This window comes from Hwangdonia sp. (assembly GCF_048381975.1).
Taxonomy (GTDB): Bacteria; Bacteroidota; Bacteroidia; order Flavobacteriales; family Flavobacteriaceae; genus Hwangdonia; species Hwangdonia seohaensis.
This window is the reverse complement of record NZ_JBLWYT010000010.1, coordinates 51,000-73,272: the sequence shown is the minus strand read 5'-3', so window position 1 is coordinate 73,272 and position 22,273 is coordinate 51,000. Positions and strand designations below refer to the sequence as shown.

At 36.9% G+C, this 22,273-nt stretch carries 19 protein-coding genes and 1 tRNA gene; 8 read left to right on the top strand and 12 right to left on the bottom strand.

All coding sequences use genetic code 11. The features are described from left to right. Window positions 1-148 precede the first annotated feature (148 nt). Both gldJ and ACN5J7_RS15225 read left to right on the top strand, forming a co-directional pair. Window positions 149-1,843 carry a gliding motility lipoprotein GldJ gene (gene gldJ, locus ACN5J7_RS15230; protein WP_311934883.1) on the top strand — a complete coding sequence of 565 codons (1,695 nt, stop codon included), beginning with the start codon at window positions 149-151 and terminating at the stop codon, window positions 1,841-1,843. A 156-nt stretch (window positions 1,844-1,999) separates the two neighbouring features. Next, window positions 2,000-3,277, top strand: a complete 1,278-nt coding sequence (locus ACN5J7_RS15225; protein ID WP_418604556.1) for a UDP-N-acetylmuramoyl-tripeptide--D-alanyl-D-alanine ligase — start codon at window positions 2,000-2,002, stop codon at window positions 3,275-3,277. A gap of 139 nt (window positions 3,278-3,416) precedes the next feature. Here the strand turns inward: ACN5J7_RS15225 and ACN5J7_RS15220 are convergent, their stop codons facing one another. The 10 genes from ACN5J7_RS15220 to ACN5J7_RS15175 all read right to left on the bottom strand — a co-directional run bounded on the left by ACN5J7_RS15220 (window position 3,417) and on the right by ACN5J7_RS15175 (window position 12,131). After that, window positions 3,417-4,187 (bottom strand): response regulator transcription factor, encoded by a 771-nt coding sequence (locus ACN5J7_RS15220; RefSeq protein WP_311934886.1) that lies wholly within the window; start codon window positions 4,185-4,187, stop codon window positions 3,417-3,419. 113 nt (window positions 4,188-4,300) lie between these two features. Continuing rightward, window positions 4,301-4,375: transfer RNA gene (locus ACN5J7_RS15215), tRNA-Val, on the bottom strand. A gap of 62 nt (window positions 4,376-4,437) precedes the next feature. Then, on the bottom strand, window positions 4,438-5,655 hold the full coding sequence (locus tag ACN5J7_RS15210) for a folylpolyglutamate synthase/dihydrofolate synthase family protein (RefSeq protein ID WP_311934888.1): 1,218 nt from the start codon (window positions 5,653-5,655) through the stop codon (window positions 4,438-4,440). 153 nt (window positions 5,656-5,808) lie between these two features. After that, window positions 5,809-6,660, bottom strand: a complete 852-nt coding sequence (locus ACN5J7_RS15205) for an energy transducer TonB (protein WP_311934889.1) — start codon at window positions 6,658-6,660, stop codon at window positions 5,809-5,811. Window positions 6,661-6,687: 27 nt separating this feature from the next. Further along, the gene (locus ACN5J7_RS15200) at window positions 6,688-7,065 is read right to left on the bottom strand and encodes an ExbD/TolR family protein (protein ID WP_418604555.1); all 378 of its coding nucleotides are present in this window, start codon (window positions 7,063-7,065) and stop codon (window positions 6,688-6,690) included. Beyond that, window positions 7,066-7,458: a biopolymer transporter ExbD gene (locus tag ACN5J7_RS15195; RefSeq protein ID WP_311934891.1), complete on the bottom strand. Its 393-nt coding sequence runs from the start codon at window positions 7,456-7,458 to the stop codon at window positions 7,066-7,068. It lies immediately after the preceding gene. Window positions 7,459-7,524: 66 nt separating this feature from the next. Next, entirely contained in the window at window positions 7,525-8,226 is a 702-nt protein-coding gene (locus tag ACN5J7_RS15190; protein ID WP_311934893.1) for a MotA/TolQ/ExbB proton channel family protein, read from the bottom strand. A gap of 51 nt (window positions 8,227-8,277) precedes the next feature. Beyond that, entirely contained in the window at window positions 8,278-9,672 is a 1,395-nt protein-coding gene (nhaD, locus tag ACN5J7_RS15185) for a sodium:proton antiporter NhaD (protein ID WP_418604554.1), read from the bottom strand. 10 nt (window positions 9,673-9,682) lie between these two features. Then, a complete protein-coding gene (locus tag ACN5J7_RS15180) occupies window positions 9,683-10,909 on the bottom strand; it encodes a Glu/Leu/Phe/Val dehydrogenase dimerization domain-containing protein (protein WP_311934897.1) in 1,227 nt (408 codons plus the stop codon). Window positions 10,910-11,066: 157 nt separating this feature from the next. Then, window positions 11,067-12,131 carry an anhydro-N-acetylmuramic acid kinase gene (locus ACN5J7_RS15175; RefSeq protein WP_418604553.1) on the bottom strand — a complete coding sequence of 355 codons (1,065 nt, stop codon included), beginning with the start codon at window positions 12,129-12,131 and terminating at the stop codon, window positions 11,067-11,069. A gap of 189 nt (window positions 12,132-12,320) precedes the next feature. On the opposite strand from ACN5J7_RS15175, the gene ACN5J7_RS15170 reads away from it, so the two are divergent. Next, window positions 12,321-13,463: an acyl-CoA dehydrogenase gene (locus tag ACN5J7_RS15170; RefSeq protein ID WP_418604552.1), complete on the top strand. Its 1,143-nt coding sequence runs from the start codon at window positions 12,321-12,323 to the stop codon at window positions 13,461-13,463. Between the two features lie 98 nt (window positions 13,464-13,561). Here ACN5J7_RS15170 and ACN5J7_RS15165 read toward each other — a convergent pair whose 3' ends face one another. Continuing rightward, window positions 13,562-15,997, bottom strand: a complete 2,436-nt coding sequence (locus tag ACN5J7_RS15165) for a helix-turn-helix domain-containing protein (protein ID WP_311934903.1) — start codon at window positions 15,995-15,997, stop codon at window positions 13,562-13,564. Between the two features lie 206 nt (window positions 15,998-16,203). Here ACN5J7_RS15165 and ACN5J7_RS15160 point away from each other — a divergent pair, with 206 nt between their 5' ends. From ACN5J7_RS15160 to ACN5J7_RS15145, 4 genes are all read left to right on the top strand, one after another. After that, window positions 16,204-16,683: a nucleoside deaminase gene (locus ACN5J7_RS15160; RefSeq protein ID WP_311934905.1), complete on the top strand. Its 480-nt coding sequence runs from the start codon at window positions 16,204-16,206 to the stop codon at window positions 16,681-16,683. Continuing rightward, entirely contained in the window at window positions 16,683-18,092 is a 1,410-nt protein-coding gene (locus tag ACN5J7_RS15155) for an FAD binding domain-containing protein (RefSeq protein WP_311934907.1), read from the top strand. Before ACN5J7_RS15160 ends, ACN5J7_RS15155 begins: the two co-directional genes overlap by 1 nt. Further along, window positions 18,085-20,409, top strand: a complete 2,325-nt coding sequence (locus tag ACN5J7_RS15150) for a xanthine dehydrogenase molybdopterin binding subunit (protein WP_311934909.1) — start codon at window positions 18,085-18,087, stop codon at window positions 20,407-20,409. Before ACN5J7_RS15155 ends, ACN5J7_RS15150 begins: the two co-directional genes overlap by 8 nt. Window positions 20,410-20,489: 80 nt before the next feature. Beyond that, window positions 20,490-21,008: a hypothetical protein gene (locus ACN5J7_RS15145; protein ID WP_311934911.1), complete on the top strand. Its 519-nt coding sequence runs from the start codon at window positions 20,490-20,492 to the stop codon at window positions 21,006-21,008. Here ACN5J7_RS15145 and xdhC read toward each other — a convergent pair. Beyond that, entirely contained in the window at window positions 20,985-21,776 is a 792-nt protein-coding gene (xdhC, locus tag ACN5J7_RS15140) for a xanthine dehydrogenase accessory protein XdhC (RefSeq protein WP_418604551.1), read from the bottom strand. The genes ACN5J7_RS15145 and xdhC overlap by 24 nt on opposite strands. A gap of 153 nt (window positions 21,777-21,929) precedes the next feature. Between xdhC and ACN5J7_RS15135 the strand changes: the two genes are divergently transcribed. Continuing rightward, on the top strand, window positions 21,930-22,265 hold the full coding sequence (locus tag ACN5J7_RS15135) for an arsenosugar biosynthesis-associated peroxidase-like protein (protein ID WP_311934915.1): 336 nt from the start codon (window positions 21,930-21,932) through the stop codon (window positions 22,263-22,265). The last annotated feature ends 8 nt before the right edge of the window (window positions 22,266-22,273 follow it).

Here is a 22,273-nt window from a genome sequence, read left to right as displayed (position 1 = left end):
TGATGAAAAACAGCAAAAACATCGTTGTAATGTTTAAAAAATAGGGTGAAATGCATATTTTTTTGGTTAAAATGCAAAAAATTACTTGTGTTATTCGGTTTAATTCTTATATTGCAGCACCAAAAATATTATTAGCTTACTTAAACGTATGGATATGAAAAAAGTAGTAGCATTAAAGGTTATGGTAGTTTTAGCACTATCTGTAACCGCTATTGGTTGTAAAAAATCTTCGAGCTCAAAGAATAGTTCTAGAGCTACAGGGTGGCAAATCAACGACAGAGAAGGTGGTTTTCAATACAATACCAGTTTTAAAGAACAAGAAACCGCCCCAGGTTTAGTCTTTATAGAAGGCGGAACTTTTACAAAAGGAAAAGTACAGGACGATGTGATGCACGATTGGAATAATACGCCAACTCAGCAGCACGTTCAATCGTTTTATATGGACGAAACTGAAGTTACCAATGTGATGTATTTAGAATACTTAGATTGGATTAAACGTGTTTATCCACCAAGCGATGAAAACTTTAGAGCCATTTATCAAGGCGCATTGCCAGATACTTTAGTTTGGAGAAATCGTTTAGGATTTAACGAAATAATGACTGAAAACTATTTACGTCACCCGGGTTATGCAGAATATCCTGTGGTTGGTGTAAGCTGGATTCAAGCGGTTGAATATGCCAATTGGAGATCGGACCGTGTGAATGAGTTTTATCTTGAAAAAGCAGGTTATTTAAAAAGAGATGCCAAAACCTTAGAGGTTAATGCAGATCAAACTTTTAACACGGATACTTATATAAACGCGCCTACCTTAACTTACGGCGGTAATGAAGAAATTATAAACCCAGATACCAGAGGAAGAAGAAATGTTAGAACCGATGCCGACGGAAACGAAACCGGTATTTATGCAACGCGTGAAACAGGCATTATTTCTCCAAAATACAGACTTCCAACAGAAACCGAGTGGGAATATGCAGCTTTAGGGTTAAGTGAAATTAGAAGCTATAACCTTTATAGAGGTAGAAAAAAATACCCATGGGACGGACAATACACACGTTCTGGAAAACGTAAGATTCGCGGTGATCAATTGGCTAACTTCAAACAAGGAAAAGGAGATTACGGTGGTATTGCTGGTTGGTCTGATGATGGAGCAGATATTACCAACGCTGTAAAATCTTACGAACCAAACGATTTCGGATTATACGACATGGCTGGTAATGTAGCTGAATGGGTAGCCGATGTTTACAGGCCTATTATAGACGATGAGTTTAACGACTTTAATTATTACCGAGGTAACGTTTATACCAAAAACGCTATAAACGAAGATGGCTCAGTAAAATTAGTTACTTCAGATGACATTGTTTACGACACCTTATCCAACGGAAAAGTAATTGCCAGAAATTTACCAGGTCAAATTTTACAGGTTCCTATTGATGAAAACGAAACATACCTGCGTACCAATTTCGATAGAAGTAATGAAATAAACTTTAGAGATGGCGACAAGCGTTCTTCGCGTTTATTTGAAAGCTTTAACGACGACGAGGAATTAGATAGTAAAGCAGAAGCTGAAACACAACAAATGTATAACTCGCCTAAACATAGAATTACCAGAGATTCTTTAGGAAACATTATTAGAGAATACGACAAAAGCAATAACAGATCTTCTTTAATAAACGATAAAGTTAGAGTTTATAAAGGCGGTTCGTGGAAAGACAGAGAGTATTGGTTAGACCCAGCTCAAAGACGCTACTTCCCACAGGATATGGCAACCGATTATATCGGATTTAGATGTGCCATGTCTCGTGTAGGCTCAAAAAGTAAATCTAAAAACAAAACAAAGAATTAAAAAACTTCTAAAAAAATAATATTAAAAAAGTCCTAACTTACATTAGGACTTTTTTTATACTTTTATTTGTAGAATAAATTCTCAACTTTAGCTGAGTTTCTGTTGAAATTGTCATTCCTGCGAAGGAAGGAATCTAAACCATAAAACTACTTTATATTGAATATAGAAAACCTACATAGTCTTTTTTTAGAATGTAATTCGGTTTGTACGGACACTAGAAAAATTAAAAAAGACGATATGTTTTTCGCACTAAAAGGCGATAATTTTAATGGCAATATGTATGCGGAAAAAGCGCTCAAAAAAGGCGCGAAATACGCCGTTATTGATGATAACCAATACAAAACCTCAGCCCAAGCCATTGTGGTTAACAATGTACTTGAAACACTGCAAGAATTAGCTATATTTCATAGGAAACACTTAAACGTTCCCATAATAGCCTTAACGGGTAGTAACGGAAAAACAACCACCAAAGAACTAATAAACGCAGTACTTTCCCAAAAATATAAAACAACGGCAACTGTTGGCAATTTAAACAATCATATTGGGGTGCCGTTAACATTGCTTTCCATGGACTTGAATACCGAAATTGGTATTGTAGAAATGGGTGCAAATCATTTAAAGGAAATTGAATTTTTATGTCATATTGCTAAGCCAGATTACGGTTATATTACCAATTTTGGGAAAGCTCATTTAGAAGGTTTTGGTAGCGTTGAAGGCGTTATTACAGGGAAAAGCGAAATGTACGATTATTTAATGGCCAACAACAAAACCGTTTTTGTAAATGGAAATGATACGATTCAAGTGAACAAAACAAAAGGCGCCAATCGATTTGTTTTTGGAAACAACACCTTTGTTGATACTACAATTGAATTTATTGATGCCCAACCGTTTGTAGCTTGTAAATACAACGGCTTAATTATAAAAAGCCAACTAATTGGCGATTACAACTTTGGTAATATTGCCGCCGCCATAGCCATAGGAAACTATTTTAAAGTTCCCGATGATGCTATTAAAAATGCTATTGAAAATTATATACCGACAAATAATCGTTCGCAAATCATTAAAAAAGGCACAAACAACATTATTTTAGATGCCTACAATGCAAACCCAACTAGCATGCATGCCGCTTTGCTTAATTTTGAAAAACAGACAGGGCCTAAAATCGCTGTTCTTGGCGATATGTTCGAGCTGGGTAACGATGCTAAAAAAGAACATCAAAACATTACAGATTTGGCAACTTCTTTAAATGTTGACAAAACTATTTTTATTGGAGAAAATTTTTATCAATCTGAAAGTGATTCAAAAAAAGTAATTCAATATAAATCGTTTGAAGATTTTAAAAACGATTTTGATTTCACTCAGATGAAAAATACCACCTTATTAATAAAAGGTTCTCGTGGTATGGCTTTAGAAAGGGTCCTGGAACTACTTTAAAATCTATTCCAAAAAAAAGGTGTCTGATTATAAATTATAACCAGACACCAATAATTCTCCCTAAGAACTAAATTAATAGCATTGCAAAGATGTTTGAATCTCAAATAATACGCAATACTCAATTTGAGTAATTCTTCAATTATATAAAGTGTTCATTCATTTTTAGCATCCCAATTAGCTCACCTGTAGACGATATATTCAGTTTTTTAAGAATATTCCTGCGATGTGTGTCAACGGTATTCGGACTAATATTTAATTTATCGCCTATCTGTTTGCTTGAGTAATTTAAAACCAGCAACCTAACAATATCTCGTTCTCTGTTACTTATTCCTGCAGACAACAGTTTTTGAGAACAGTTATTAAAATAAATGGTCTCGTATTCATTTTTCTCATTCAACAGTTTAGCTGTTGCGCATACCTGTAATTTAATTTCTGGCGATAACACCGTATAATGCGCTAGTCCAATTATAGGCTTAAAATCGCTATCAAATCCAAGTGGCGTGGTGTTTTGAACAATATTAACATAGTCGTCACTAGAATTCTTCAGTCGATAATTCCAGGTGTAACTCATTCTTTTTCTGTCTTCAACCTTAGTATTGTTCAACGTAAAATCCATAAGGTCGTTTAACGCCTGAAGCCACTCTTCCAAATCGTCGGGATGCATTCTACTCCAAAAATATCGCATGCCTTTTTTTTCCAATGTTTTTTTATCCAACCCAAGGCAAGCAGGCATGTTTTTGCTTATATACTCAAAAGTTAGGCTTTGTGTGTTGGTAATACAGAAAAAAGTTGAACTATACGGCAAGAAGGTGTCTAACTCAATAATTTTCTCAATATGTTTTTCTAAGGAAGGGTTATCGTACGATTTGAATATTTCTTTATATACATTCTTAATACTAGAGCCATTCATACTGAGGGATTTACCTAAAAGTAGCAAAAATATTTATAACCTTAAAATATGATGATGATTATTTTAAGAAATAAAAAAACCTAATAATCAATTTATTAGGTTTTAAATTTTTGTGGGCGCGAAGGGATTCGAACCCCTGACCCCTTGGGTGTAAACCAAGTGCTCTGAACCAACTGAGCTACGCGCCCTCTAAATAGGACTGCAAATATAATCTAGTTTTTAATATTGCAAAAACTTTTTCAATAAAATTTTAAATTATTTCTGCAACCACAAAAGTGCTACCGCCAACAAAGATAAAATCGGATAAACCGGCTTGTTTAAAAGCTGTTTGATAAGCTTCGTTTACAGAATTATAGGCCTCTCCCTTAAGATGGTGTTTATTGAATTCCGCCTTGAGTTTATGGGCATCCATTCCTCTAGGAATATCCGGTTTGCAAAAATAATAGATGGCACTTTTGGGCAGTAAGTCTACAATGGTACTTAAGTCTTTGTCATTAACAACCCCAAAAACAATATGAAGCGCATTAAATTTTTCGTTTAAAAGTTGCTGCATTACATATTGCAAACCTTCCCTATTGTGCCCTGTATCGCAAACCACTTTGGGTGAATCGTTTAAAGTTTGCCAGCGCCCTAACAAACCCGTGTTTTTAACAACCTGAGACAATCCTTGTTTTATATTTTTTTCCGAAATTTTGTATCCTTTCTTTTGAAGCGCTTTAACCGTTTGGATAACCGTTTTAATGTTTTTTGATTGATAGCTTCCTAATAAATCTGATTTTAAAACTTGGGTAATTTCTTTATCGGCAAAAACGATTTCTGAGTTGTTAGCCTTAGCCAATGCTTGAAAAACCGGTTTGGTTTCTTGTTGAGTTTCGCCAATAACCACAGGAATATGGGGTTTGATAATACCGCCTTTTTCAAAAGCAATCGCATCAAATGTGTTTCCTAAAAATTGGGTGTGATCAAAACCAATATTGGTAATTACCGAAACTTCCGGGGTAATGATATTTGTGGAATCCAATCTGCCACCTAAGCCCACTTCAATAACAGCAATATCAACTTGAGCTTTTGAAAAATAATCGAATGCCATGCCAACAGTCATTTCAAAGAAAGACAAGGGATGGGTTTCAAAAAAAGCTTTATTTCGTTTTATAAACCCGATTACAAACTGTTTGCTAACTACTTTCCCGTTGACTTTGATACGCTCTCTAAAATCCTTTAAATGCGGTGAAGTATAAAGTCCCACTTTATAACCCCCCTCTTGGAGAATTGATGCCAACATATGGCTTGTTGACCCTTTGCCATTGGTGCCGGCTACATGAATGGATTTGAATTTATGCTCTGGGTGATCTAAATGTTCGGCTAGTTTTAAGGTATTTGATAAATCTTTTTTGAATGCCGTTTTGCCCTGTTTCTGATACATTGGCAGTTGAGAGAACATCCAATTGAGGGTATCTTGATACGTCATTATACCAAATGAATTTTAATATTGCACATAAATAAATTGAATTATTTTTGGATTAATCTAGACAAATAATTTAAGAATAGTTTTAGTTTTTAACGAAGAATAAGCTAAAAAGAAGCGATTTATGCGATTCATTTTAAAGTTTATTCGGTATTGCTACTGACTTAATTTGAAGTTTACACTAACAAAACCGATTTGTTTAGCTGGTGCTTTTGAATCTGCCGGCCACTTATGGGAAAGGGCTATTTTTTTTGCTGGCTCTAATAAACACTGTGCAGTATTGGTTGTACCTCTTTGACCGGGTTCCGCTTTTATAACGTTACCACTTCTATCTACTTCAATCCTTACCACAACTCTTCCCGACTCGTTGCAATCTTGCTTAATGGTTTTAAACGAAGCTCTACCGCGACCATTTAAACCGTAGCCAACACCACCAGTTCCTGAGCCCGAACCTGGACCAAAATAACTTGGAGCATAAGGGTCGCCATCCAATTGCCCTTTATCGCCTGCTTTATTATCGTTGCCTTCGCTACCGGTTTCTGTACCTTCAGATTTACTCACACCTCCAATTAAAGCATCCAATTTTTTCTTTTTTTCTTCTTGCTCACGCTTTTCTTTGGCAATTCTATCGGCCTCGGCCTTGGCTTTAGCATCGGCGATGGCTTTGGCTTTTGCCTCGGCTTCCTTTTGTTTTTTAATGGCAATGGCTTCAGAGTTATCTTCAGTTAAAACCTCCTCTTTAGTTTCTGAAGATTTTGTTGGTTCTGCTTTTGTAGCCTCGGGTTGTGGTGGTTCTTCTATTTCCTTTGGCTCCGATTTTACTGGTTTTTTAGGCTGCACATTGCCTTTTCCAAAATCTGTTGTTCCAAAATTTACGGCAACACCATATTCTTCTGGCGGATCCATATACGTTGTGCCCACCACAAACAATAGCACCAAAAGAATAATAGCAATCAACGCTGTGATTCTAGCTGAATTCTTTTCATGTACTGTTTCAAAATATTTCATTTTTAAAAAAACTTTTCAATATAGTTTTTAATCTGGTTTAACAGAAAAAATAACTTTAAATTTATTTCTATTAGCAATATCCATGACCTCTACTATATTTTTTACTTGCACAGACTTTTCAGCTTTTATTACAATTGTTTTAATAGAGTCATTATTTCTTTTCATTAAAACTCTATTCTCTAAATCTTCAAATTTCACTAAACTTCCATCTAAAAAATAAACATCACTATCAGATATTTTAATCATCATACTTTTCGAAGCAATTGAATCTTTTTCAACTTCCAATGTAGTAAGATTAATAGAATTAAGTTTTCTATTTTTTTCTAATCTCACTAATTGAAAAAGCACTAAAAGTAAAGCTACTCCAATTAATAAATAAATCGAAAATTTAATAGTTCTATTCAATTAATTAGGCTTTACAGCTAAAATAACTTTGAATTTATTCCTATTGGCGATATCCATGACTTTTACCACGTTTTCAACCGGCACCGATTTTTCAGCCCTTAAAACAATAGTTGGCTTTTCTTGCGATGATAATGCCGCCATTAATTCGTTTTCCAAAACACTAATGCCCACGCGTTTCTGATCGATATAATACGTTAAATCTTTTTTAATACTCACGGCAACCGATCTTTTGTTTTCGGTTTTACCACTTGCTTTTGGCAATATAATATCAATGGCGTTGGTGGTAACCAAGGTTGAAGCGATCATAAAAAAGATAAGCAACAGAAATACAATATCGGTCATGGACGACATATTGAATTCTGGTGTAACCTTATTTCTTCCTCTAAAATTCATTTATTTTAAATTTTTATATGTTTTGAAGAAACCAAGAATTTCTTCACATTCAGGAATCCGTTTAAATTAGGTAGGTTCGTTTAAATGATCTAAAAACTCCAACGAGTTTGCTTCCATTTGATACACCACTTTATCAGTTCTTACCACCAAATGATTATAGGCAATATAGCCAATAATACCCACAATTAAACCTGCAACCGTGGTGGTCATGGCGGTATATAATCCGCTAGCTAAAACGTCCATTTCAATGGTACCGCCTGCATTGGCGAGTTCAAATATGGCTAATATCATTCCAACTACCGTACCAAGAAATCCTATCATGGGTGCAGCTCCGGAAATGGTAGCGAGAACACTCACGTTTTTTTCCAATCCGTAAATCTCTAAACGCCCTGCGTTTTCAATGGCCGTATTAATATCGGCGAGTGGTTTTCCTATTCTCGAAATACCTTTACCAATTAGTCTTGATACCGGAGAGTTGACTTGGGCACACAGCATTTGAGCAGAGTCAATTTTACCGTTACTCACATGGTCCTTAATTTGATTCATAAAATTCGCATCGATTTTCGAGGCTGCTTTTATGGCGAATAATCGTTCAAAATAAATGTATGAAGCGACAATAAGTAACAGAAATAAAATGGCAATTATAACTTGTCCGGCTACGCCACCACTACTTATTAATTCGATAATTGAAAGGGTTTTTTCAACTGATTCCTCATCGGTAAGCAATTCTGCTCCTTCTTGCATGTTTAGTAATAAAATGTTTAGCATATAATTAAATTTATTGCAACTGTATAACGTATCTTTTTTTGTTAAAGTATATTAAAATAGAGTTCTGGTAAACATAAATGCGGCAGCACCTACTAAGAAACCAACTGCGGCTAACCACGCTATCTTTTTTAAATACCAGAAAAAGTCTATTTTTTCCATGCCCATGGCCACAACACCAGCAGCGGAGCCAATGATTAGCATACTACCACCTGTTCCTGCGGAATAGGCTATAAAGTGCCATAATTCGTTATCGATAGGCTCGGAAAACATACCTAAACTGGCAGCTACCAAAGGCACATTATCAATTACGGCAGAGCCTACGCCCAACAACAACACAACTATATCCGAAACGCCTTCGTGGTGCAACTCGGTGCCCAACATAGGCATATGGTCTTGTAAACTGGACGCAAATCCGAATAGAATTCCTAAAGATTCTAATGCGGCAACCGCCATTAAAATCCCCAAAAAGAATAAAATACTCGGCATTTCGATTTTAGAAAGCGAATGGTGCACCGGACTGTGATGTCCTTGATGGTCCGATTCTTCATGTGCATCAAAGGACAATGCAAATTTTCTGTTGCTGTAAATTTCAGCAAAAGTCGCTACAACGCCCAGTGCAAGCATCATCCCCACATAAGGCGGCAAATGCGTTAAGGTTTTAAATATTGGCACAGATACAATACCGCCTAAACCTAAATAAAGCATTACAGAACTGTATTTAGAGGTAGGTTTAGCAAGGTTTTCATCGATTTTATCAATGTTACCCTTAAAAGCAGGCAAGAATGAAGCGATAAAAAACGGCACCAGCATACATAATAGCGAAGGGATAAACAAATACACAAATAAATGCCCCGTGGTTACTTTTTTACCAATCCAGAGCATCGTTGTGGTTACATCGCCTATTGGCGACCAAGCACCTCCGGCATTGGCAGCAATAATGATTAAACCAGCGTACCAAATACGGATATTTCTATCTAAAATGATTTTTTGAAGTATGGAAATAAGAACAATTGTTGCTGTTAAATTGTCGATTATCGCAGATAGGAAAAACGCCAAAAATCCAAAAATCCATAGGATTCTTTTTTTGCTAGTGGTTTTAATATAGGCTTTAATGGTAGAAAAGCCATCAAAATAGTCAATGATTTCCACTATGGTCATGGCACCCAAAAGAAACACAAGGATTTCGGCTGTTTTCCCAAGGTGATGCAACAGCGTTTCCTCCATTAAATGTGTTTTTTCCTCAAGCGCTAAACCGCCAAAATTGTCCAACAAATTGTGGTTTGCCGAATCGAACCATTGCGGAAAGCCTTCAATTCCCAAAGCAATTAAAGCCCAACAAATAGCCATCATGACCAGCGCTGGAATTAATTTATCTATTTTTAAATTGTGCTCGAGGGTAATGGCCAGATAACCGATTACAAATATTAAAATAATTGTTAATTCCATAAATTTGATTTTAAATGAGTTGGCTTAAGGCAATTTCAAATGCGGTTGCGCTTATTCCGGTTTTAAATTGGTTTTTATGATGTACTTTTTCAATAGCTTCTTTTATTTTATTTGAGGTGTCGTTAAATATAGCTTCATCGGTCATTTGTACTCGGCGTTCCATAAAATAGGCAAAAACGCGTGCCATTCCACAATTCGAAATAAAATCTGGAATAAGGCTTACGCGAGAATCAGTATGCTCCATAATGGGTCCAAAAAAGATTTCCTTATCCGCAAAAGGCACGTTAGCGCCACAAGATATAACTTCCAATCCACTATCTATCATCTTATCAATTTGATCAATGGTAATCAATCGCGACGCAGCGCAAGGAGCAAATATCTCGGTTTTAATAGACCATATTTTTTTGTTGGCTTCTTCAAAGGGAATAACATTTTTGGATATAAGTGCATTTCCTGTTTTAGCTAGGAACAAGTTAGTAATTTCTTCGAAAGTAAAACCGTTTTCGTTAATTAATCCGCCTGAGATATCAATAATACCAACTATTTTAGCGCCCATTTGAGACAAATAAAATGCAGCTGCAGCACCAACATTACCAAAACCCTGTATAACGGCGCGCTTACCCGCAACATTTCCACCATAAATATTGTAATATTGTTTAACCGCCTCGGCAACACCAAAGCCCGTAATCATATCAGCTACGGTGTATTTTCTTGAAACGCTCGGGGAATATACCGGATTCTCGATAACCTTTATAACGCCTTGTCTCAGTTGGCCGATTCTGTTAATTTTATCGGCTTCGGTAGGTTTAAAGTGCCCGTTAAAAACACCTTCTTGCGGATGCCAAACCCCACTTTCTTCTGTAATCGGGATAACTTCGTGAATTTCATCAACATTCAAATCGCCACCTGTACCGTAATAGCTTTTAAGCAATGGCGATACGGCTGCGTACCAACGCTCTAAAACGCCTTTTTTACGTGGGTCTTTAGGGTCGAAATTAATGCCAGATTTAGCACCACCAATAGAAGGGCCGGATACGGTAAATTTAATTTCCATGGTTTTTGCTAAAGACAATACTTCGTTCATATCCAAACCTTTTCGCATTCTGGTTCCACCTCCTGCTGCGCCTCCACGCAGTGAGTTTATAACCGCCCAACCTTCAGCATCGGTTTCGGGGTCTTTCCAATTAAAAACTATCTCGGGTTCTTTGTTTTCGTATTTTTTTAATAATGCTTTCATTTCTTAATAATAATCGGTTCATTTTAGCTTAATTTTTTTCATCTCGTTTTATTATTAAGCGTAGCTAAAGTTGATCCATTATCCTGAAAGTATTTAAATTATTAATTTAACAAATATAAAAAACTAAAGGTCGTGAAATATTAAATTGCAATAAATTTTAAGGCAGATATATCTTACCCGAACTATGGTCTTTTTTTGCGCCCGTTACGCTTTGCAAACAATTTATTTCACCCCTTAATTTTAGTACGCCTAAAAACGCAAAAATCAAGGCTTCTTTAAATTCCACAATGGTTTTTGATGGGATTACAATCCAGGTTTTGGAACGCTGTTTTATACTTTCCACAAAAAATGTATTATAGGCGCCGCCACCTGTTAAAAGCACCGTTTTTTGTTTATCGCTGCCAATTATATGGGCAATTTGAATGGCTGCGTGCTCAACAAAGGTTCTTAAAACATCTTTTATTTCTAATTCAAAAGCATCAATTAAAGGAAAAATATGTGTGTTTACCCATTCCAATCCCAAGGATTTTGGCGGTGTTTCTTTATAAAAACTTAGGCAGTTTAATTCTTCCAATAATTCCTTATTTACCGTTCCTGTTGACGCTATTTCACCTTTGTCATCATAGTCAAACCCAAGTTGTTTGACATAATAATTCAGCACGATGTTTACCGGACAAATATCAAAAGCGACCCGTTTGTTTTCAGCTTCGTAAGACACATTGGCAAAACCGCCTAAATTGATGCAATACTGATATTCTGAAAACAGCAATTTATCTCCAATGGGGACCAATGGCGCGCCTTGACCACCAAACTCAACATCTTGAAACCTGAAATCGCAAACCACCTTAGTATTCAATAAATTGGCAATATTGGGTAAATTTCCTATTTGATAAGTGAGCTTCTTTTCGGGTTGATGCAAAGCCGTGTGACCATGGGAACATACCGCATCTAAATGTTTTATATGATGTTTTTTAATAAAATTATTGATAACATTCGCTAAATAGAGGGTATAATCCTTGTCTATTTGCACTAATTTATCGGAAGAATACGAAACTAAATTTTTAAGAATGTGTTGCCATTCATTAGTATATGCCATGGTTTCGGCCTGTTTAATTTCAAAACGCCAAGTGTTTTTATATTCAAATGTAACATAAACCACATCTATGCCATCCAAGGATGTTCCGGACATCACGCCAATAACGTTAAATTTCGATTTCATCATAATAAGTAAAAGTAATCATCTTCAATCAAATAACCACAGAGCCAACTTGCAAGATATTTTAATATCAATTATCGTGTAAATTTATAAAAGAAAGAGCAAGCGAAAACTAAGTTTTAATTTTTAAGAATTCACAATTAAAAGCTATATTTGTAAACATTTTTTACAAAAACTATATTTTAATTACGAATTATGAATTTCAACCTTTCAGAAGAACATAAAATGATACGCGATGCCGCTCGCGAATTTGCTCAAACCGAACTACTTCCTGGTGTTATTGAACGCGATAACAAACAAGAATTTCCTGCGGAGTTGGTTAAAAAAATGGCAGACTTAGGGTTTATGGGCATAATGGTTGACCCAAAATACGGCGGAAGCGGAATGGATGCGATTTCTTATGTATTGATTATGGAAGAGTTATCGAAAATTGATGCTTCGGCTTCGGTAATTGTATCGGTAAATAATTCGTTGGTTTGTTACGGGCTTGAAGCTTATGGCTCCGAAGCTCAAAAAGAAAAATATTTAACCAAGTTGGCCACTGGCGAAAACATTGGCGCATTTTGTTTAAGTGAACCCGAAGCTGGCAGCGATGCCACGTCGCAAAAAACCACGGCTATTGATAAAGGCGACCATTACCTTATTAATGGTACAAAAAACTGGATTACCAGTGGTGGTCGTGCCGATGTGTATTTGGTAATTGCGCAAACCGACCGCGACAAAGGGTCGCACGGGATTAATGCGTTTATTGTTGAAAAAGGTACGGAAGGTTTTCATGTGGGACCAAAAGAAGATAAATTGGGCATCCGCGGAAGCGACACCCACACCCTTCAATTTAACGATGTAAAAGTGCCTAAGGAAAACAGGATTGGCGATGACGGTTTTGGCTTTCGATTTGCAATGAAAACACTCTCTGGCGGACGAATAGGCATTGCCGCCCAAGCACTCGGAATTGCCCAAGGTGCTTATGAGTTGGCTTTAAAATACTCTAAAGAACGAAAAGCGTTTGGAACAGAAATTTGCAACCACCAAGCCATTGCTTTTAAACTCGCCGATATGCATACCGAAATTGCTGCGGCGCGCCATTTGGTGATGAAAGCGGCCTGGGACAAAGACCAAGGTAACAACTACGATATGTCTAGCGCGATGGCGAAATTATATGCCTCAAAAGTGGCAATGGAACATACCGTTGAAGCGGTACAAATTCATGGTGGTAATGGCTTTGTTAAAGAATACCACGTTGAGCGTTTAATGCGCGATGCAAAAATTACACAGATTTACGAAGGGACTTCTGAAATACAAAAGATTGTAATTTCCAGAAGTATTATCAGGGATTAATTGATTTGTCCTGCAAGGTTTTTTTTAACCTTGTAGGTGTCAATTGTTTTTTCATACAGACCTACAAGGTTAAAAAAAACCTTGCAGGATGTTAGTATTCAGCTCTTCAACTCATCTAAAACCAAGCGCAATTCGCCGTAGGAATATTTATCATCCAATTGATGTTTTAAATCCGAAAGGTTTTCGAAGTTGTGTTTGGGAATTATCGCTTTTAATTCCTTGTAATGTGTTTCTGAAATTAAATCGGTTGTTTTCACTTCGCCCGTTGGAATAAAGTGCGCTAAATGTCCCGTTATTGTATTGGGGTTCAGCTCTCTTTCGTTAGCTATTTCATCGATTGATTTTCCTGATTTGAATAAATCCAAAGATTCCTTTTTAGTGTCGCCTCGTTTTTTCTTGAGTTTTTCTTCTTCAAAAAATGAGGGTTCTTTAGAAATTTCAATATCATTTTCATCACAATAAGCATGAATCACTTTTAATATCTCACTTCCATATTTTTCAACACGAACTTTTCCCATGCCGTTAACTTGTAACAATTCTTTTTTATTGGTGGGCAGCGTTTCGCAAATTTCGTAGAGTGCTTTTTGGGTGAAAATTTGATAATGGATTAAGTCATTTTCTTCGGCAATCTCATTTCTTAAAATGCGCAACAATTCAAACAACTCCAAATTTGTCGTGCCGTCAACCACCGATTTTCGAGGTTTTTTAGGTTTGTCTTTTGCCAAAAACACCGCTTTCGCCCTTAATTCTAAAAATTTATGAGCAGAAAAACCTTTACTCAAATCATTAAAATACAGCAATTTTGATTTTATTAATTCTTCAATGGTATCCAAGAATTTATTAATATCCTTTTCAATGGTTTTATTATCTGTTGTAAATGTCAATGTTTTAAAAGGTTCGTCAATGTTTGTTTTTGTTTGCTCATTAAAATAATGAACCGCCTTTACAAAACGCGCTTGTAGGTTTTTGTTTGTTTCCGGTACTTCCGATGATTGCGACAAGGTTTTAAGTTGCGCATTAAAACCGTTGCTAACTTTCAGCAAATTGGTAACGGCTGCTTTAATGGTATTTAAGGGCGTTTCAATCTGCCCTTGGATAACCGTTCGGTTCTTATAATAAATATCTAATATTCGATTTATCGGATAAAGAAACTGATAATATTGAAATATTTCGGATATTAAGTTTAATTGAAACTCAGCTTTCGATTGATTTAAAACGCTGATATCGGGTTGGTTTTCTTCGGCATGTTTAACAAACGACAGCACATTGGTATCGCTAATAATTTGGCTGGAATCTATTTTGTTTTTCAGCACCAAACCTTCCAACGATTTGCACCGGCTTAACGCCACATAGGTTTGCCCATGCGCAAAAGCACCTTGGGCATCTATAATGGCTTTTTCAAAGGTTAAACCCTGACTTTTATGAATGGTTATGGCCCAAGCCAATCGCAATGGCATTTGGGTGTACGACCCTATTTTATTTTCTGAAATATCTTTGGTTTCGGCATCAACGGTGTAATTTATGTTTTCCCAAATTTCCGGGGTGGTTACAATATTAAAATCATCTTCGGGACAGTTTACAACAACCTCATCTTTATCCAACAAAATGACCTTTCCTATTTTTCCGTTGAAATATCTTTTTTCGCTGGAACTGTCATTTTTAATAAACATGACCTGTGCCCCAACCTTCAGTTCTAATTTTTCGTCATTAGGATAAGCATATTCCGGAAACTTTCCTTCAATTTCAGCTTTATAAGTATGCGCTTTTGTTTTTAGTTTGGCCAATTCGGAGCGGTTGGTTTGTTCCGCTTTATTGTTGTGCGTTGTTAAAGCAATGTAACCGTCGTTTTTATCGGGCACGAAATTAGGTTGGTAACATTTGTTCAATTCATCTGCCGAAGCTTGGGTCAAGCAATTGTCTCTAATTTCGTTTAGAATTTCAATAAATTTAGGGTTATCCTGCCTGTAAATATGTTTTAATTCTACTGTAATGGCGTTGCATTGTTGATAGGCATGGCTACTAAAAAAGAAGCCGTTTTTGTAGTGCGCTTTTAATAATTGCCATTCGTTGTCCTTAATAACCGGCGACAATTGCTGCAAATCGCCAATCATTAATAATTGCACGCCACCAAATACTTTATTTTTATTTTTAAACCGCCTTAGGGTTTTATCGATGCCATCCAATAAATCGGCGCGAACCATACTAATTTCATCAATTACCAAAAGGTCTAAAGATTTGATAATATTGATTTTTGTTTTGCTGAATTTACGATTGAAACCCGAAGAAGCACCCAAATCGGCATCGGGCAAAATAGGGCCAAAAGGCATCTGGAAAAACGAATGAATGGTAACCCCTTTGGCATTAATTGCGGCTACGCCCGTTGGCGCCACCACAACCATACGCTTTAACGATTTCATTTTTAGTCTGTGTAAAAACGTGGTTTTTCCCGTACCGGCTTTTCCTGTTAAAAACACATTTCTGTCTGTATTATTTACAAAATCCCAGGCTAAATCCAATTCGTTATTTACGTTCATTTTAAAAATTTGGTTAACTTCATAACTAGGTTGCTACTAATACGTCCGTAGCTATAAAAAAGCAAGTACTGAATCGATGAAATACAATATGATTTCTTCAATTTACAGTGTTGCTAAAATATAGTTTTTAATTAATATCTGCTTCAATTAAGGTTTTAAAAATTGTATATTGGTGTGCTTATTTATCCTCTAATAAAAGAAAAAAAATGAATACATTAAAGAAAGAAAAATTCATGCTCGAAGCTGTAAATGCAGCGCTTAAAGGCATGCAAAATAATGAAGGTGGCCCTTTTGGATGCGTAATTGTTAAAGATGGTGAAATTGTTGGAAGAGGCAACAACAAAGTCACATCTACCAACGATCCCACGGCGCATGCCGAAGTTACGGCAATTAGAGATGCCTGTAAAAACTTAGGCTCTTTTCAATTAGAAGGCTGTGAAATTTACACCTCTTGCGAGCCCTGTCCGATGTGTTTGGGGGCTATTTATTGGGCGCGACCCGATAAAGTTTATTACGGAAGCAATCAAATTGATGCGGCAAAAATTGGTTTTGATGATGAGTTTATCTATAAAGAAATCCCTTTGCCTTATGAAAAACGAAGCATTCCTTTTGAGCAGCTTGCTCGCGATATCGCTTTAGAAGCGTTTCAAAAATGGACTGAAAAAGAAGATAAAACCGAGTATTAATGATTCAATTCATTCTCAATAATAAAATTGTCAAAACGGCGGCAAATTCTGGAATGACATTGCTCGACTTTGTACGCTACCAACAACGCTTAACAGGTACAAAAATTGGCTGTCGCGAAGGCGATTGCGGGGCATGTACCGTTTTGGTTGGCACGTTGGAGAATGACACCATAAACTACCAAAGCATTACCTCCTGCATTTCGCCTTTAGGTAATGCACATGGCAAACACATTGTAACGGTTGAAGGTACAAACCTATCAAAAAAACTAACCGCTGTGCAATTGGCCATGAAAGACAATTATGCGACGCAATGCGGATTTTGCACTCCTGGATTCGTGGTTGCGTTAACGGGTTTTGCTTTGTCAAATTCTGAAAAAAATTACAACCATGCTTTAGATGCCATCAGCGGAAATATTTGCAGGTGCACAGGCTATAAATCTATTGAAAAAGCAGCGCAACATGTATGCGATAAATTAGGAAATACAGATGAAAATTCATTTAATTGGTTAATTGAAAACGAATTTTTTCCCGAATATTTTAAGGATATCCCGAAGCGTTTAAAAAACTTAAAAGCTAAAGCAATACAACAGCCCAAAGGAAAATATGTTGCCGGTGGTACCGATTTATATGTGCAGCAAGCCGATAATTTAGTTGACAATGCGGTGCATCTTATAACTGAAAAAGATGCTTTAAAAGGCATAAACACAAACAACGGCATTTGCACCATCGGAACCAATTCAACCGTTTCCGATTTATGGAATCACCATGAAATAAACCACTATTTTCCAAATCTAAAAAAACATCTGAAATTGGTGTCTTCAGAGCAAATTAGAAACATGGCTTCATTTGGTGGAAACCTAGTCAACGCTTCGCCCATTGGCGATATGACCATCTTCTTTTTAGCATTAAACAGCGAAATTACCATTTTAAATGATAACGGAACCGAAAGACATTTAGCGCTTAAAAATTTCTATAAAGATTATAAAAAATTTGATCTAAACGAAGGTGAATTGCTGAAAACAATTCGTTTTAAATTACCAACTCCACATTCGTTTTTTAATTTTGAAAAAGTTTCTAAAAGAACCCATTTAGATATTGCTAGCGTTAATTCTGCCATTCTTCTTTCAGTTGAAAACAGCATGATCTTAGAAGCACATGTGTCCATTGGTGGTGTTGCTGCCATTCCGAAGTATTTACACGACACGTCTCGGTTTTTAACCGGAAAACCTTTGACTGCTGAAACCATACTTGAAGCCAACGAAATCCTCCAAAACGAAATTTCTCCAATTAGCGATGTTCGCGGTTCGAGCGATTACAAACGTTTATTGGCAAGACAGTTGTTCTTTGCACATTTCACCGAGTTATTTCCGAAGCAATTCACTTTAAACGACTTTGTTCAACATGCATAAAAACAAATCAAATACCATTTTGGATTTTAAAAAATCGCAAGTTGAAACGGCTTTAAAACAGAGCATAAAAAACCTGGATTCGTACACCCATCTTCGTGGTGAATCGTTGTATGTTGATGATGTAAATATCAGACAAGGCACATTTCACGCCGTGGTTTTCGATTCGCCAAAAGCACACGGAAAAATAAAGCATGTTGATTATTCTAAAGCGGAAGCTTTGGAGGGTGTTGAACGCATTTTTACCTACAAAGATATTCCCGGAAAAAACCAAATTGGTGGCATTATTCCAGACGAACCTTTATTTGCCGAAAACGAGGTTCATTTTTGCGGCATGCCAATCGCACTTATCGTTGCCGAAACCGAATTTATTGCGCGACAAGCAAGGGAATTAATTAAAATTGAAATCGAGGAATTACCAGTTATTACCACCGCAAAACAAGCCAAGGCGAAAGGCAGTTTTATAAATGCTCCGCGTACTTTTAGTTTAGGTGACACCGAAAAAGCCTTTGCAAATTGCACCTATGTTTTTGAGGGCGAAACCTTCTCAAACGGACAAGAACATTTATACATCGAAGCGCAGGGCGCTTATGCCGAACCTTTAGAAAATGGAAACATTAAAATCACCTCATCAACCCAAGGGCCAACAGCTGTCCAAAAAACTGTTGCCCAGGTTTTAGGCGTTTCCATGCACAAAATTGAAGTGGACGTTACTCGTCTGGGAGGTGGTTTTGGCGGAAAAGAAGACCAAGCCACTCCTTGGGCCGTTATGGCTGCTTTGGGAACTTTTCATTTAAACCAATCAGTAAAATTAATACTGAATCGCCATGACGATTTACGCATGACGGGCAAGCGGCATCCTTATGAAAGTATCTATAAAATAGGGCTTTCAAAAGACTTAAAAATTTTGGCTTACGAAGCTGAGTTTCTTCAAAATTCGGGTGCTGCCGCCGATTTATCGCCCGCCATTGCCGAACGCACCTTATTTCACGCGACCAACAGTTATTTTGTTCCGAACGTGACCACAACCGTTTTAAGTTGCAAAACCAATTTGCCACCAAACACAGCATTTCGTGGTTTTGGCGGACCACAAGGCATGTTTGTTATAGAATCTGCTATTGCAAAAGCTGCACATGAAATTGGCGTGCCCGCACAAAAAATTCAAGAAATTAACTTGCTTCAAGAAAACGATACCTTTTCCTATGGTCAAATTGCCAAACAAGTGGAAGCTAAAAACACTTGGGATTCGGCCAAATCGATTTACCATATTGAAACTTTGGAAAAAGAGGTTGAAGATTTTAACAAAAACCATCAAAATTTCAAAAAGGGCATAGCGCTCATGCCTATTTGTTTCGGCATCTCATTTACCAATACACCCATGAATCACGCACGTGCCTTGGTTCATATTTACCTTGACGGAAGCGTTGGCATTAGCACTGCCGCTGTTGAAATGGGTCAAGGCGTAAACACCAAAATCATGCAGATTGCAGCACAGGTATTTTCTATTCCTATTGAAAAAATAAAGATTGAAACCACAAACACCACAAGAGTTGCCAATACCTCGCCTTCTGCGGCAAGTTCTACGGCCGATTTAAACGGAAAAGCAACATTAAAAGCTTGTAACGCGTTACTTGACCGTTTGAAAAAAGTGGCTTCGGAAGACTTTAATGTTTCAGAAGAACACATTGAATTAAAAGATGAATTCGTTTATGTAAATAATGAAAAATCGGATTTATCGTGGACGGAGCTCATCAGTAAAACCATGTTGAAACGTGTCGCTTTAACTGAAAACGCTCACTACGCCACTCCAGAAATCCACTTTGATAAATCTAAGGAAAAAGGACATCCTTTCGCCTATCACGTTTATGGAACCGCCATTATTACCACAACCGTTGATTGCACGCGCGGCACCTACGAATTTGACGCTGTTAAAATAGTACACGACTACGGCAAAAGCATGAACAAAGCCATTGATTTGGGGCAGGTTGAAGGCGCATTGGCACAAGGCATCGGATGGATGACTATGGAAGAAATCGCATATAACGATGAAGGCAAATTGCTTTCAAATGCATTATCGACATATAAAGTTCCTGATATATTTTCAGTACCAAAAACAGTTGAAACAGTGCCTTTGGAAACCAGTGGGCATAAGCTGGCCATCTTAAAATCGAAAGCTGTTGGCGAACCGCCATTAATGTACGGCATTGGTGCTTATTTCGCCATTCAGAATGCCCTTAAAGCGTTTAACCCAAATTATAAACTAAAATTCCACGCACCTATGACTCCGGAAAAAGTACTCATGGGTTTGTATGAAAGCTAAATTGTACTCACAACCTATCCTGCAAGGCCTTTTTTTTCGACCTTGTAGGTGTAAAAAGATGATTAATACCTACAAGGTTTTTGAAACCTTGCAGGACAATAACTAAACCTATCGCACTACACTACAAAACATCCAACATCCTTAAAGGCGCACTAATTTATAGTGCCGGAGATACTATTGCAGCACTTTTAATTGATGAGTTTTCAGTATATCGTGTCCTAGGCCTGATGCTCGTTGGAGCCACCTTTTACGCTTTCGAAATCCCAAATTATTTTGATTGGATTGTAAAAAAAACAGCCCATTTAAAAGGCATTAAAGCGACGCTAACCAAAACAGGACTTGCCGTACTTTATTTTAATCCATTATGGGTAGCAAGGCATTTGTTGTTTATCAAGTTATTTTCCGGTGAGTTCAAAACAATTGGCTGGAATCTTTTAGCCATTGCCTTTTGGTCGTTTTTAGCCAACATTTTAATTTCATTTATTGCGAATTATATCATTCAAAACCGATTTAAACTCAAGTGGCGATTTTTGGGAAGTGCTATTTTTTCAGCAATTATGGCCATTTATTACGCATTAAGCGAAACGCTTTTCGGGTAAACCTTTATAGTGTATTTGAATGAGTTGCGCCACAACACTTATCGCAATTTCCTTGGGAGAATTACCACCAAGTTCCAAACCAATAGGGCAAACTACATGGCCCATGCCTTCTATAATCTGCATGTCTTTAATAAGCATATTGTTAAATCGCACACGCTTGGTTTTACTGCCAATCAACCCTAAAAACTCGGTATCCTGTTTTAGTGCCATCGCAATAATATCAAAATCCAATTTATGGTCGTGCGTTAAAACCAATACATAACATTGGCTTCCCCATTGCACCGCATCCTTAAAGGTTTTAAAATCGTTTAATTTGGCTTCATGTTTATGGACGTGAGCTTTCAATGGAATTTTAGAGAACCAATTGGCTCGAGAATCAATTAAATGCACTTCAAAAGGGGTGTTTTCCATCATATTACAAATTTCAACACCAATGTGTCCCGCGCCAAACACAAATAATTTCGGAAATTGGTTCATAGGTTCAATAATTAATTCCACTTTACCGCCACAACATTGCTCAAATTCCGGCCCTAAGGTGTAACTCGATGTCATAATTCTATTTTCATTAATGGCAATAATCGCCTCATCTATGGCATTAAACTCAAGTTTTCCGCCACCAATCGTACCGTGAATATCCCTGTTTTTGGTAACAATCATTCTCGAACCAACCACACAAGGTGTCGAGCCAAGGCATTGGGTAACGGTAATTAAAGCCACAGCTTCCCGCTTATCTTTATAATGCTTCAGTAAGTCTATCCAGTTTAACATAAAAATAAAATGCCAATAAAAATAAGACTTTTTTAACGGATGGTATCTTATAATATCATTATGTTTAAGCCAAAATAAACCAGCAATAATTTAACTAAATTTACTGTAAACTTTAGCAAAAGCTTTCGTCTACTTAACACATAACAAATAACTATGTCTAAAACATATTACGACCCAGCAGATCTTAAAAAATTCGGAAATATCACCGAGTGGAACGAAGAATTGGGCACCAAATTTTTCGATTATTACAATTCGGTTTTTAAAGAAAGTGCGCTCACTGCCCGCGAAAAATCGTTAATCGCGCTAGCCGTTTCGCACACCGAGCAATGCCCGTACTGCATCGATGCTTACACCAAAGACGGCCTGCAACGCGGCATAACCAAAGAAGAAATGATGGAAGCCCTACACGTAGGCGCCGCCATAAAAAGCGGAGCAACCCTGGTTCATGGTGTGCAAATGATGAATAAAGTAAACAAACTGGACGGGTAATTTTTTGG